At 42.1% G+C, this 12,105-nt stretch carries 17 protein-coding genes; 1 reads left to right on the top strand and 16 read right to left on the bottom strand.

Going from position 1 to position 12,105, the window contains the following annotated elements:
* Positions 1 to 80 precede the first annotated feature (80 nt).
* Complete coding sequence (locus AAAH86_RS00540; RefSeq protein ID WP_343485537.1) at positions 81 to 1,883, top strand: serine hydrolase domain-containing protein; 1,803 nt, start codon at positions 81 to 83, stop codon at positions 1,881 to 1,883.
* A 29-nt stretch (positions 1,884 to 1,912) separates the two neighbouring features.
* Here AAAH86_RS00540 and AAAH86_RS00535 read toward each other — a convergent pair whose 3' ends face one another.
* The 16 genes from AAAH86_RS00535 to rplF form a co-directional block, all read right to left on the bottom strand.
* Positions 1,913 to 2,350, bottom strand: a complete 438-nt coding sequence (locus tag AAAH86_RS00535; RefSeq protein WP_343485536.1) for a hypothetical protein — start codon at positions 2,348 to 2,350, stop codon at positions 1,913 to 1,915.
* 30 nt (positions 2,351 to 2,380) lie between these two features.
* On the bottom strand, positions 2,381 to 3,673 hold the full coding sequence (gene eno, locus AAAH86_RS00530; protein WP_343485535.1) for a phosphopyruvate hydratase: 1,293 nt from the start codon (positions 3,671 to 3,673) through the stop codon (positions 2,381 to 2,383).
* A gap of 114 nt (positions 3,674 to 3,787) precedes the next feature.
* Entirely contained in the window at positions 3,788 to 4,900 is a 1,113-nt protein-coding gene (gene carA, locus AAAH86_RS00525; protein ID WP_343485534.1) for a glutamine-hydrolyzing carbamoyl-phosphate synthase small subunit, read from the bottom strand.
* Between the two features lie 87 nt (positions 4,901 to 4,987).
* Entirely contained in the window at positions 4,988 to 5,494 is a 507-nt protein-coding gene (gene rplQ, locus AAAH86_RS00520) for a 50S ribosomal protein L17 (protein WP_343485533.1), read from the bottom strand.
* 67 nt (positions 5,495 to 5,561) lie between these two features.
* Positions 5,562 to 6,554 carry a DNA-directed RNA polymerase subunit alpha gene (locus AAAH86_RS00515; protein WP_343485532.1) on the bottom strand — a complete coding sequence of 331 codons (993 nt, stop codon included), beginning with the start codon at positions 6,552 to 6,554 and terminating at the stop codon, positions 5,562 to 5,564.
* A gap of 18 nt (positions 6,555 to 6,572) precedes the next feature.
* A complete protein-coding gene (gene rpsD / locus AAAH86_RS00510) occupies positions 6,573 to 7,178 on the bottom strand; it encodes a 30S ribosomal protein S4 (protein WP_343485531.1) in 606 nt (201 codons plus the stop codon).
* 116 nt (positions 7,179 to 7,294) lie between these two features.
* Complete coding sequence (gene rpsK / locus AAAH86_RS00505; RefSeq protein WP_343485530.1) at positions 7,295 to 7,696, bottom strand: 30S ribosomal protein S11; 402 nt, start codon at positions 7,694 to 7,696, stop codon at positions 7,295 to 7,297.
* A gap of 13 nt (positions 7,697 to 7,709) precedes the next feature.
* A complete protein-coding gene (gene rpsM / locus AAAH86_RS00500; protein WP_343485529.1) occupies positions 7,710 to 8,084 on the bottom strand; it encodes a 30S ribosomal protein S13 in 375 nt (124 codons plus the stop codon).
* 2 nt (positions 8,085 to 8,086) lie between these two features.
* Complete coding sequence (gene ykgO, locus AAAH86_RS00495) at positions 8,087 to 8,203, bottom strand: type B 50S ribosomal protein L36 (RefSeq protein WP_013621733.1); 117 nt, start codon at positions 8,201 to 8,203, stop codon at positions 8,087 to 8,089.
* Between the two features lie 151 nt (positions 8,204 to 8,354).
* A complete protein-coding gene (gene infA / locus AAAH86_RS00490) occupies positions 8,355 to 8,570 on the bottom strand; it encodes a translation initiation factor IF-1 (protein ID WP_045801177.1) in 216 nt (71 codons plus the stop codon).
* 92 nt (positions 8,571 to 8,662) lie between these two features.
* Complete coding sequence (gene secY, locus AAAH86_RS00485; protein WP_343485528.1) at positions 8,663 to 10,006, bottom strand: preprotein translocase subunit SecY; 1,344 nt, start codon at positions 10,004 to 10,006, stop codon at positions 8,663 to 8,665.
* Between the two features lie 10 nt (positions 10,007 to 10,016).
* Positions 10,017 to 10,469: a 50S ribosomal protein L15 gene (gene rplO, locus AAAH86_RS00480; protein ID WP_343485527.1), complete on the bottom strand. Its 453-nt coding sequence runs from the start codon at positions 10,467 to 10,469 to the stop codon at positions 10,017 to 10,019.
* 13 nt (positions 10,470 to 10,482) lie between these two features.
* Positions 10,483 to 10,662 (bottom strand): 50S ribosomal protein L30, encoded by a 180-nt coding sequence (gene rpmD, locus AAAH86_RS00475; RefSeq protein ID WP_343485526.1) that lies wholly within the window; start codon positions 10,660 to 10,662, stop codon positions 10,483 to 10,485.
* A 4-nt stretch (positions 10,663 to 10,666) separates the two neighbouring features.
* On the bottom strand, positions 10,667 to 11,191 hold the full coding sequence (rpsE, locus tag AAAH86_RS00470; RefSeq protein ID WP_343485525.1) for a 30S ribosomal protein S5: 525 nt from the start codon (positions 11,189 to 11,191) through the stop codon (positions 10,667 to 10,669).
* Between the two features lie 6 nt (positions 11,192 to 11,197).
* Positions 11,198 to 11,551 carry a 50S ribosomal protein L18 gene (gene rplR / locus AAAH86_RS00465; RefSeq protein WP_343485524.1) on the bottom strand — a complete coding sequence of 118 codons (354 nt, stop codon included), beginning with the start codon at positions 11,549 to 11,551 and terminating at the stop codon, positions 11,198 to 11,200.
* A gap of 10 nt (positions 11,552 to 11,561) precedes the next feature.
* Positions 11,562 to 12,104 carry a 50S ribosomal protein L6 gene (gene rplF, locus AAAH86_RS00460; protein WP_343485523.1) on the bottom strand — a complete coding sequence of 181 codons (543 nt, stop codon included), beginning with the start codon at positions 12,102 to 12,104 and terminating at the stop codon, positions 11,562 to 11,564.
* Between the last annotated feature and the right edge of the window lies 1 nt (position 12,105).

Raw genomic sequence — 12,105 nt, 5'->3', positions numbered from 1 at the left:
AATTCATCAAAAATCAATCAAAAAACGAACGATTATGGGCGATGTAATATGAAAAATGTTACAAAAAACCTGAAAGACAAATGACAAGATTCTTCATCATTGTTATAATAATTACATCACCATTGTCCGTTGTTGCGCAGACCAATGCTGTGATTGATTATCAACTATTAAAGGCGACAGACGAAGAAAGTTTATCCGGTGCTGTTTGGGCGATTGTAAATAACGATACAATACAAACAGGAGCAGTTGGGTTAAAGAATGTCAGTTCTAAAGCGCTTTTGAAAAAAGAAGACAAAGTGCTAGTAGGCTCTATTACAAAAACCCTTATTGCTACGGGTGTTCTTAGGCTAATAAGTCAAGAGAAACTTGATTTGAATTCTCCAATAAATCAATACATACCTGATATAAATATTGACAATCCCTGGGAAGATTCCAGTCCAATTACAATTCTACACCTGTTAAATCACACTTCAGGAATTGAGGATTCCAGATTTTGGCAAGTGTTCAGTACAAAGGCAAAACCAAACACGCCATTAGAATATTTATTTACTCGAAATCCATCTGTTCTTAAAGTGCGGACAAAACCCGGTACTCGTTTTTCGTACTCAAATATGGGGTATTCGCTATTAGGACTTGTAATAGAAAAAGTTACTGGCCAACCGTATGAATCCTATTTAGATGAGCACCTTCTTAAACCATTGGGGATGGTACATAGTACCTTTCAGTTTGTTAGTCAAGAAGGTTTATATAAAGACGAAAGTCTAGCGATGGGGCATTTTGATAATCAAAATACCCAAGCAAACCTACCTATGTTTTTACGTCCAGCAGGTCAATTCGTGACAACAGCGAATGATATGGCTATACTGGCTAAGTTTTTAATGAGCGATGGTGTAATTAGCGGCAACGTTTTTATTGACGAGACTTTGTTAAGACAAATTGGAAAACCCGATTCCACAGAAGCCAACAAAAATGGATTGACGACAGGATATCAATATGGACTTAGTTATCGGGATAGATATGGAGTGGTGGGCTATTTTCATCGTGGTAATACTATTGGTTACAGAGCCACATTTTACCTATTTCCAGAAGAGAAAAAAGCCTTTTTTATATCCTTTAATATGGATAGTGAAAATGCGGATTATGAAAAGTTCAACAGACTCTTTATTGAGCATTTGAAGGTTAATAAACCTCCAAAAAGAGCAGTATTGAATGAACTGCCCCAAAATATCGATGAGTATGAGGGCTATTACAAAATCAACCCGATTCAATTTTCAAAGTTTGGATACCTAGATTTACTCTTCAATTATATCCAAGTACAAATGGAATCAGATAGAGTAAAGGTTAAATCCTTACAAAATGAAACTTTTAGCCTACTGCCAATTACAGGGAATTTATTCAAAAAAGAAGATAGAATTAATCCCTCGCACGTTCTGTACAAAAATGATGAAAACGCTATAATCAGCGATGGACTATTGACCTATGAAAAAGTGAGTCCAATTTATTTGGGATTACTCTGGCTTAGTCTTGTTTTGGGGCTGTTAGGTATATTTTTGATTATCGCTAGGGGTATTTACAAGCTTTTTAAAAAGCAGTTATTCAGTTCAAATCAAGCAATAAAATTCCCATTCCTTTCGATTGTCGCACTCATTATTCCAATTCCGTTTTTACTGTTACAGCCCTTTCTCAAATTAGGTGAGCTAACTTTAGCGAACATTTTACTGGCAGTTTTTACAGGACTTTTGCCGTTAAGTATGGCTGTTGGTCTTATAAAGTCTTTTAGGATCAGAACCTCACAAATCGACCGAATTAGTATCCTTGCGACTTTTCAATGGCTAGCTGTATTGATAGTCCGGGGATTGATTCCATTTAGAATATGGTCTTAAACAGAAGTTTTAAAATTCAGTTTTTTGGCCTAGTAAAAATTAAAAAACCACTCAATAACGTTCCCCATTACAAAACTCAACAAAGCACCCCAAAGGGATATCTTCCCTAAATTAAACGAGTTGGAAAAGGCTATATAAAAGGAGATGATGGCGCACAATCCAAAAATAATCATTCCATAAATCGGAACATTACTTGTCAGGAGACCGCTGATATGAAAGAGTATATCAAGTATTGCCGTAAAACCAAATAGTGCTAAATAGAAATTGGCTTTTTTATTTCCTCGAAACAGATAATACGATGAAATAGCCAGCTCCACAGCTATGGCCAACGCACCTAACTGTCCATAATACGATTGCTTAAAATAACCTTCTATGTTTTTTGGAAGGTTCAGGTTCAGATAAAATATGACACCAAGAGCCAAAGCTATTAGTAAGAAGGAAATGGCTATGGTTTTTCGAGGGTTCATCGGGCGTTTTTCGCCTTTGACTAAAAAAGACTATTTTATTTTAAACGCCCGCTCCTGAGGATAATAAGCCACATCACCCAATTCTTCCTCGATACGGAGCAGTTGGTTGTACTTCGCCATACGGTCACTTCGTGAAGCGGAACCCGTTTTTATCTGGCCCGTGTTCAGCGCGACGGCCAAATCGGCAATGGTATTGTCTTCGGTCTCGCCCGAGCGATGTGACATCACAGAAGTATAGCCTGCATTCTTGGCCATGTTCACAGCGGCGATGGTCTCGGTCAACGTACCGATTTGGTTCACTTTGATAAGGATGGAATTGGCAATCCCGTTTTCAATTCCACGGGAAAGTCGTTCCACATTGGTCACAAACAAATCGTCACCGACCAATTGTACCTTATCCCCTACTTTTTCGGTCAAAAGCTTCCAGCCATCCCAATCGTTTTCATCCATGCCATCTTCAATGGAGATAATGGGATATTTAGAACAAAGGTCAGCCAAATATGCTGCCTGTTCTTCAGAGGTTCTCACTTGTCCCTTATCGCCCTCAAATTTAGTGTAGTCGTATTTTCCATCCACATAGAATTCCGCGGAAGCGCAATCCAAAGCAATCATCACATCGTCTCCCAATTTATAGCCTGCCTTTTCGACCGCCTTTGCAATGGTATCCAAGGCATCTTCGGTACCGCCTTCCAAATTGGGTGCAAATCCGCCTTCATCACCGACTGCTGTGCTCAAGCCCCTGTCGTGCAGTACTTTCTTCAAATTGTGGAATATCTCAGTACCCATCTGCATGGCGTGGCTGAAATCCTTGGCCTTCACGGGCATCACCATAAACTCTTGAAAGGCAATCGGAGCATCTGAATGTGAACCGCCGTTGATAATATTCATCATGGGAACGGGTAGCGTGTTTGCACTGACCCCGCCCACATAGCGATACAATGGCATGTTCAGTTCATTGGCGGCTGCTTTTGCCACTGCCAAGGAAACCCCTAGAATGGCATTCGCCCCCAGTTTCGATTTGTTCGGAGTACCATCCAAAGCAATCATGGCCTCATCAATAGCATTTTGCTCAAAAACGGAAGCTCCCTCAAGTGCCTCGGCAATAGTGGTGTTTACATTTTCAACAGCCTTTGCCACTCCCTTGCCCATAAAGGTGTCGCCCCCATCACGAAGTTCAACCGCTTCATGCTCACCCGTAGATGCTCCAGAAGGTACGGCAGCCCTACCGAGCACTCCATTTTCAGTGATGACATCGACTTCTACAGTGGGATTTCCCCGTGAATCCAGCACCTGTCTTGCATGTATGTTCAATATGAAACTCATGTATTCTTTTTTTGGTTGTACATCAAGTTGCTAAAGATACAAAAGCACCTGCTTTTACATTGAGATATCTCATGTGAAATAACCCAAATTTAAACTACAACGTTATCGCTGCAGTCAGTTTTGGCTGGCTTTGATGGCCTCAAAGAATTGGTCGAAAAGATATTCGGCATCATGCGGCCCGGGGCTTGCTTCAGGATGGTACTGAACGGAGAATACGTTCTTGTACTTCATTTTGATACCAGCCACCGTTTGGTCATTCAGATGGGTGTGGGTAATCTCTAAATCTGGATGCTTTTCAGTCTCTTCACGATTGATGGCAAAACCATGGTTTTGTGAAGTGATTTCACCCTTGCCGGTCATCAAATTCAAGATTGGATGGTTGATGCCCCTGTGCCCGTGGTGCATTTTATAGGTGGAAACGCCATTGGCCAAGGCCAATACCTGATGGCCCAAACAGATACCGAACAAAGGTTTGTTGGTCTTTAGAATCTCTTTGGTGGTGTTGATGGCATCGGTCAAAGGTTCGGGATCACCGGGACCGTTTGAAATAAAGAACCCATCTGGATTGAAATCTTGCATATCTTTCAAAGTGGCGTTGTAGGGATACACTTTGACATAAGCCCCTCTCTTGGCAAGATTTCTAAGGATATTTTTTTTGATGCCAATATCCAATGCTGAAATTTTATAGGCTGCTTTTTCGTCCCCATAGAAATAGGGTTCTTTGGTTGAAACTTTCGAGGCCAATTCCAATCCCTCCATACTGGGCACTTTTTTGAGCTCTTCTTTCAGCTTCTCAATGTTATCAACTTCAGTTGAGATTAGAGCGTTCATTGCACCATTGTCTCTGATATAGCTCACCAAGGCTCGGGTGTCTACATCTGAAATGGCCAAAAGATTATTATCAGCCAAAAAGTCTTCAAGACTTTTGTCCGCTGCTGGGCGGGAATAGTTATAGCTGAAGTTCTTACAGATCAGACCAGCAATTTTTATGGAGTCTGATTCGACTTCATCAGCATTGGTACCGTAGTTGCCGATATGGGCGTTGGTCGTAACCATTAACTGACCATAATAAGAGGGGTCGGTGAAAATTTCTTGATAGCCTGTCATACCGGTGTTGAAACATACTTCACCATAAGCGGTACCTTTTTTTTCTCCAACGGCCTTCCCGTAAAAAATAGTGCCGTCTTCCAATAAAACAAATGCTTTTTTTCTTTCTTGGTATTTCATTTCTGGACAAAAATTTTACAAAAAAACATAAAAAAAGGATACGTTTTTAGCGTATCCTTTTTCAATATTAACAGTGTTATACAACATCTATTCTTCTGAATCATCAGTTTTGGTTGCCGTTTCTGCCGCTGGTGCAACAGCTTCAGCCTTTTTACCACCACCTCTTCGGCTTCTTCTGGTCGATTTTTTCTTCGGTTTACCAGCGTTGTAGACTTCGTTAAAGTCAACCAACTCTATCATTGCCATATCGGCGTTATCACCCAATCGGTTGCCCAATTTGATGATTCTGGTGTACCCCCCAGGTCTGTCACCTACCTTTTCAGCGACCGTACCAAACAATTCAGTAATTGCGTATTTGTTGCGCAACTTGCTGAAAACGATACGGCGGTTGTGCGTGCCTTTTTCAGTGGTCTGATTGTTCTCTGCTTTTGACTTCGTAATCAACGGTTCAACAAACTGCTTCAAAGCCTTTGCTTTGGCAACCGTAGTGTTGATGCGTTTATGTTCAATTAAGGAACAAGCCATATTCGCCAACATTGCCTTGCGATGCGAGGCCGTTCTACCTAAATGATTGAATTTCTTTCCGTGTCTCATCTTTGCTTTATTATCATCTTGCTACCAAATCCTGACGGTGATTGTCGGGAGAGCAAAATATGATTCATTAATCCTTATCCAATTTGTATTTGGTCAAATCCATACCAAACTGAAGGCCTTTGTTGATGACCAACTCTTCCAACTCGGTCAATGATTTTTTACCAAAGTTTCTGAACTTCATCAAATCATTTTTGTTGAACGAGACCAAATCTCCCAAAGTATCCACTTCAGCAGCTTTCAAACAGTTCAAAGCACGTACCGACAAATCCATATCGACCAATTTGGTCTTCAACAACTGGCGCATGTGCAACGACTCTTCATCATAGGTCTCGGTCTGTGCAATTTCATCAGCCTCTAACGTGATGCGCTCGTCAGAGAACAGCATAAAATGGTGGATCAATACCTTGGCTGCTTCAGTCAGGGCATCTTTAGGATGAATTGAACCATCAGTAGCGATTTCAAAAACCAACTTTTCATAATCGGTCTTTTGCTCAACCCTAAAGTTTTCGATGCTGTACTTCACATTTTTCACTGGGGTGAAAACTGAATCAACAGCAATGCTTCCCAATGGGGCATTGCCCTTTTTGTTCTCCTCGGCGGGCACGTAGCCACGGCCTTTCTCAATGATGACCTCTAAATTCAGATTCACCTTCGAATCCATATTACAGATAACCAAATCTGGATTCAATACTTGATAACCTGAAATGAATTTCTGAAAATCACCGGCGGTCAATTGGTCTTTTCCACTTACCGAAACAGAGACTGTTTCACTTTCAACATCATCGATCTGTCTTTTGAAACGAACTTGTTTCAAATTCAAAATCATTTCAGTCACGTCTTCAACAACACCGGGAATGACCGAAAACTCATGCTCAACACCATCAATTCGTACAGAAGTGATCGCAAAACCTTCCAATGAGGAAAGTAGCACACGTCTCAATGCGTTGCCGACGGTTAGACCATAACCAGGTTCCAAGGGGCGAAACTCGAATTTCCCCTCGAAATCGGTGGAGTCTATCATTATAACTTTATCGGGCTTTTGAAAATTAAGTAATGCCATAATTAAATCAGTGTTGTCTTATTTTGAGTATAACTCGACGATTAATTGTTCTTTGATGTTCTCAGGAATCTGAAGACGCTCAGGAACGGTAACAAACGTACCTTCGTTCTTATCTGAATTCCATGTCATCCATTCGTAAACACTGCTATTGTTGCTCAAAGAATCTTGTATAGCCTGAACGGACTTTGACTTTTCCCTGACACCTACGACATCACCTGCCCTAAGCGAGTAGGACGGAATGTTCACCACATCACCGTTAACCGTGATGTGTCGGTGGGAAACCAATTGGCGGGCACCTCTTCTTGAAGGGGCGATGCCCATACGGTACACAACGTTATCCAAACGTGATTCACAAAGCTGTAGCAATACCTCACCGGTAACGCCGTCTTTCCTTTTCGCCTCTGCGAAAAGATTTCTAAACTGGCGCTCAAGAATACCATAGGTATACTTTGCCTTTTGCTTTTCCATCAACTGGATTGCGTACTCTGATTTTTTGCCACGACGACGGTTGTTGCCGTGCATTCCCGGAGGGTAATTCTTTTTTTCAAATGACTTGTCGTCACCGAAAATCGCTTCGCCGAACTTACGGGCGATTTTTGTTTTTGGTCCTTTGTATCTTGCCATCTTCTTAGTTTTAGTGAAAGTGCGATTATGAATTAAGGCTTATCCTTCGATAATCGTTGCAGCACTTTCTGAGATATCCCTCTACACCAAAGGCGCAGAGAAAAGGTTGTTATTGATTAAACTCTTCTTCTTTTGGGTGGTCGGCATCCGTTGTGCGGCATTGGGGTCACATCGATGATCTCGGTCACCTCTATACCAGAATTGTGAATGGTACGAATTGCAGATTCACGACCGTTGCCCGGACCTTTGACATAGACCTTGACTTTTTTCAGACCGGCCTCCATTGCTGTTTTCGCACATTCTTCAGCGGCAACCTGAGCTGCGTAAGGGGTGTTCTTTTTAGAGCCCCTAAAACCCATTTTACCCGCCGATGACCATGAAATCACATCACCGTTCTTGTTGGTCAAAGAGATGATGATGTTGTTGAATGAGGCCACAATATGTGCTTCACCCGTGGCATCGACCACAACTTTGCGCTTTTTGGTCGTCTTTGACGTTTTTGTGTTTGCTTTTGCCATTATGCTCTAGCTATTATTTAGTCGCCTTTTTCTTGTTGGCAACAGTTTTACGCTTACCTTTTCTTGTTCTCGAGTTGTTCTTGGTACGTTGACCTCTCAAAGGCAATCCTGAACGGTGGCGTATACCGCGGTAACAACCGATGTCCATCAATCGCTTGATGTTCAATTGTGTTTCTGAGCGTAGCTCTCCCTCAATGGTGTAATCACCCACTGCATCACGTATCTTACCGATTTGGTCATCGTTCCAATCTGAAACTTTAATGCCCTCATCGACACCAGCCTTATCCAAAATCTCTTTGGCCCTGCTCTTGCCGATACCGTAGATATAGGTCAATGAAATTACGCCGCGCTTTTGTTTGGGGATGTCTACCCCTGCGATTCTTGCCATAATTACCCTTGTCTTTGTTTAAATCTAGGATTCTTCTTGTTGATCACGTACAATCTGCCCTTTCTGCGGACAATCTTGCACTCTGCACTTCTTTTCTTTATGGATGCTCTAACTTTCATGTGTTTAAAATTTTTAACTTGCTGTAAAAGCTATTTAAAAATTTAAGAACCCTTGCAACCACTTGTTGCACTCGTTCTCTCATGAATTTATTTTAATCACTGCACTACGTGCAACTTTTGATTAAAAAAATTCATTTTCGTTTCATCTTACTTAGTATCTATATGTAATTCTTGCTTTGGTCAAATCATACGGACTCATCTCAAGCTTCACTTTGTCACCGGGAAGCAATTTGATGTAATGCATGCGCATTTTACCCGAAATATGGGCCGTAACGATGTGACCGTTTTCCAATTCTACACGAAACATGGCATTTGACAATGCCTCTATAATTGTTCCGTCTTGTTCTATTGGTGGCTGTTTTGCCATATTTTAGTTATTTGTTATTAGTTAATTGTTAATAGTGATGATCAATCCAAATTTGCAACCATTAACTATTAACCATTCACTTTTAACTTAGCTTACGCTACTTTTCTATTTTTTCCGGTCTTCATAAGACCATCGTAATGTCTGTTCAATAAATACGAGTTCACTTGTTGAACCGTATCAATGGCCACCCCTACCATGATGAGCAGTGAGGTACCGCCGTAAAATAGGGCCCATCCTGCCTGTACATCCATCAACTTGACAACAACCGCGGGCAATACTGCCAACGCTGCCAAGAAAATGGAACCTGGAAAGGTGATCAACGACATGATCTTATCCAAATAGTCACCTGTCTCCTTGCCTGGTCGAATACCGGGAATGAATCCACCGCTTCGTTTCAAATCATCTGCCATCTTGTTCGTGGGAACGGTAATGGCGGTATAGAAATAGGTGAAAATGATAATCAAAATTCCAAACAATATATTGTACCACAATCCGAAGATATCAGCAAAATTTACCTCCATCCACTGACCTACAGCAGTATTATTAAAGGTTCTACCGATCAAGCTAGGTGCAAACATGATGGCCTGGGCAAAGATGATGGGCATTACCCCAGAAGCATTCAGCTTTAAGGGAATGTACTGTCGTGAGCCCATAATGTTCTTTTCATAGCCGCCGGAAGCACTTCTTCTGGCATACTGCACAGGAATCTGACGTACGGCCATGACCAAAAGTACACTGGCCAAAATCACCAAGAACCATACAATCAACTCAATCAAGATGAACATGAGTCCACCCGTATTGTTGGTCGTTCTTGCAATAAATTCTTGAACGAACGACTGTGGCATTGTGGCGATGATCCCAATCATAATCAAAAGGGAAATACCGTTACCGATACCTTTATCGGTAATCTTTTCACCCAACCACATCGCAAAAACGCAGCCTGTGACCAAAATAATCACTGCCGGAATGATAAAATCCAACCCTTTACCAAGGATAAATGCGCTATTGGGAACCCCCAAGGCTTCCAATCCATAGAGGTAAGCAGGAGCCTGAACGATACAGATACCGATGGTCAGCCAACGTGTGATCTGGTTTTTGGTCTTTCGCCCACTTTCTCCTTCTTTATCCAGCTTTTGCAAATACGGAATCGCAATGCTCATCAACTGCACCACAATCGATGCAGAGATGTAGGGCATGATTCCCAATGCAAAAACCGAAGCATTTGCAAATGCGCCGCCGGTGAATGCATTCAAAAGCCCCAAAATACCTTGTTCGGTATTTGAGGTCAGTTCAGCCAATTGAGTGGTATCAATACCTGGAAGCACTACCTGGGCACCAAAACGGTACACCAACAGCAAGCCCAAAGTCACCAGAATACGTCTTCTGAGCTCTTCGATTTTCCAAATATTTGATATGGTCTCAATAAATTTCTTCATGCTAGCTTTGTTATAGCGTTATCGCCTCACCACCTGCTTTTTCAATAGCCTCTTTTGCAGAAGCACTAAATTTGTGGGCAGAAACCTTCAGCTTTGCCTTCAACTCACCACCACCCAAAATCTTTACCAAATCGTTCTTGCGGGCCATACGGTTCTCAATCAAGGTTTCAAAGGTCACTTCACCTTTCACGCCTTTTTCATCAACCAAGTACTGTAACTTATCTAAGTTGACACCTAGATATTCAGTACGATTTCTGTTGTTGAAACCGAATTTTGGCACACGGCGCTGCAATGGCATTTGACCGCCCTCGAAACCAATCTTTTTCGAATAGCCAGAACGCGACTTGGCACCTTTGTGTCCACGGGTAGAAGTTCCTCCTTTACCGGAACCTTCGCCCCTACCGACACGCTTGCCTGGTCTATTTCTTGAACCTTCTGCTGGTTTTAAACTACCTAAATCCATTCTATTTGGTCATTTAAGCTTCCTCTGTGGAAACCAAGTGTTTTACTTTATTTATCATTCCAAGGATGTTGGGGGTATCATCGTGTTCAACGACTTTTCCAATTTTTCCCAAACCCAATGCTACCAATGTTCTCTTTTGGTCTTGTGGCCTTTTGATAGCACTTCTTACTTGCTTTACCTTGATTTTCCCCATCAGACTATCCTTTAAAAACTTTTTCTAAACTGACACCTCGTTGCTTGGCCACCATGCCTGCATCACGCAATTGCAATAATGCGTCAAAAGTTGCCTTCACCACGTTGTGCGGATTTGAGGAGCCCTGTGACTTTGAAAGTACATCGTGTACCCCAACAGCTTCCAACACGGCGCGTACCGCACCACCGGCGATGACCCCAGTACCCTGTGAAGCAGGTTGAATATAAACACGTGCTCCCCCGTATTTTCCTTTTTGTTCGTGCGGTAACGTACCCTTGCTCAAAGGGATGCGCACCAAATTCTTTTTGGCGTCTTCAATGGCTTTTGCAATTGCAGTGGCCACTTCTTTTGATTTGCCCAGTCCGTGACCCACAACACCGTTTTCATCACCAACGACAACGATGGCCGAAAACCCAAAGGCACGACCACCTTTGGTCACTTTGGTCACACGTTGCACACCAACAAGACGGTCTTTCAATTCTAAACCACCTGGTTTTACCAATTCTACATTTTTGTATTTCCCGTACATATCGATTTAGAATTTAAGTCCTGCTTCTCTGGCACCTTCTGCCAATGATTTTATACGACCGTGATATAAATTTCCACCGCGGTCAAAAGCAACGGCTTCTATACCAGCCTTTTTGGCTTTCGCTGCTATGGCCTTGCCCACTGCATTGGCCACTTCTGTCTTGGTGCCTTTTGCATCAAGATCTTTGTCTCTGGAAGAAGCTGCCGCCAAAGTCACCCCATTGACATCGTCAATCAATTGGGCATAAATTTCTTTACTGCTACGAAAGACGGCCAAACGTGGTCTGGCCTCAGTGCCCTCAGACACCTTTCTGATTCTTCTTCTTATACGTAGTTTTCTTTCACTTTTAGATAATGCCATTTCTTACGTATTAAGCTGATTTACCTGCTTTTCTTCTAATTTGTTCACCGACAAACTTGATTCCTTTTCCTTTATAGGGTTCCGGCTTGCGGAAGGAACGGATTTTTGCCGCCACTTGACCTACCAATTGCTTGTCATGTGAGGTCAACTTCACAATAGGATTTTTACCTTTCTCAGATACCGTTTCAATTTTGACCTCGGGAGCGATATTCATCACGATATTGTGTGAAAATCCGAGGGCAAGATCCAACTTTTGGCCTTGGTTTGATGCACGGTAACCGACACCTACCAACTCCAACTCTTTGGTCCATCCTTTGGAAACACCCTCTACCATATTGGCAATCAATGCCCTGTATAGACCGTGCTTTGATTTATGGTCTTTAGATTCTGATGGTCTTGAAACCACTACATTGCCTTCTTCCAATTTCACGTCAACATCGGTAATCTCTTGGGTCAATTCGCCCAACTTACCTTTCACGGTGACCACATTGTCATTGATTTCGACGGTCACCCCTTCTGGAACTGAAACTGGATTGTTACCTATTCTAGACATT

Origin of the sequence: Allomuricauda sp. d1 (genome assembly GCF_039592695.1) — a bacterium.
Classification (GTDB): domain Bacteria; phylum Bacteroidota; class Bacteroidia; order Flavobacteriales; family Flavobacteriaceae; genus Flagellimonas_A.
This window is presented reverse-complemented; position numbering and strand designations above follow the sequence as displayed.

Coding starts and splice junctions, on each gene's coding strand:
- AAAH86_RS00540 (WP_343485537.1), top strand. CDS start 81: ATGACAAGATTCTTCATCATTGTTATAATAATTACATCACCATTGTCC.
- AAAH86_RS00535 (WP_343485536.1), bottom strand. CDS start 2,350: ATGAACCCTCGAAAAACCATAGCCATTTCCTTCTTACTAATAGCTTTG.
- eno (WP_343485535.1), bottom strand. CDS start 3,673: ATGAGTTTCATATTGAACATACATGCAAGACAGGTGCTGGATTCACGG.
- carA (WP_343485534.1), bottom strand. CDS start 4,900: ATGAAATACCAAGAAAGAAAAAAAGCATTTGTTTTATTGGAAGACGGC.
- rplQ (WP_343485533.1), bottom strand. CDS start 5,494: ATGAGACACGGAAAGAAATTCAATCATTTAGGTAGAACGGCCTCGCAT.
- AAAH86_RS00515 (WP_343485532.1), bottom strand. CDS start 6,554: ATGGCATTACTTAATTTTCAAAAGCCCGATAAAGTTATAATGATAGAC.
- rpsD (WP_343485531.1), bottom strand. CDS start 7,178: ATGGCAAGATACAAAGGACCAAAAACAAAAATCGCCCGTAAGTTCGGC.
- rpsK (WP_343485530.1), bottom strand. CDS start 7,696: ATGGCAAAAGCAAACACAAAAACGTCAAAGACGACCAAAAAGCGCAAA.
- rpsM (WP_343485529.1), bottom strand. CDS start 8,084: ATGGCAAGAATCGCAGGGGTAGACATCCCCAAACAAAAGCGCGGCGTA.
- ykgO (WP_013621733.1), bottom strand. CDS start 8,203: ATGAAAGTTAGAGCATCCATAAAGAAAAGAAGTGCAGAGTGCAAGATT.
- infA (WP_045801177.1), bottom strand. CDS start 8,570: ATGGCAAAACAGCCACCAATAGAACAAGACGGAACAATTATAGAGGCA.
- secY (WP_343485528.1), bottom strand. CDS start 10,006: ATGAAGAAATTTATTGAGACCATATCAAATATTTGGAAAATCGAAGAG.
- rplO (WP_343485527.1), bottom strand. CDS start 10,469: ATGGATTTAGGTAGTTTAAAACCAGCAGAAGGTTCAAGAAATAGACCA.
- rpmD (WP_343485526.1), bottom strand. CDS start 10,662: ATGGGGAAAATCAAGGTAAAGCAAGTAAGAAGTGCTATCAAAAGGCCA.
- rpsE (WP_343485525.1), bottom strand. CDS start 11,191: ATGTACGGGAAATACAAAAATGTAGAATTGGTAAAACCAGGTGGTTTA.
- rplR (WP_343485524.1), bottom strand. CDS start 11,551: ATGGCATTATCTAAAAGTGAAAGAAAACTACGTATAAGAAGAAGAATC.
- rplF (WP_343485523.1), bottom strand. CDS start 12,104: ATGTCTAGAATAGGTAACAATCCAGTTTCAGTTCCAGAAGGGGTGACC.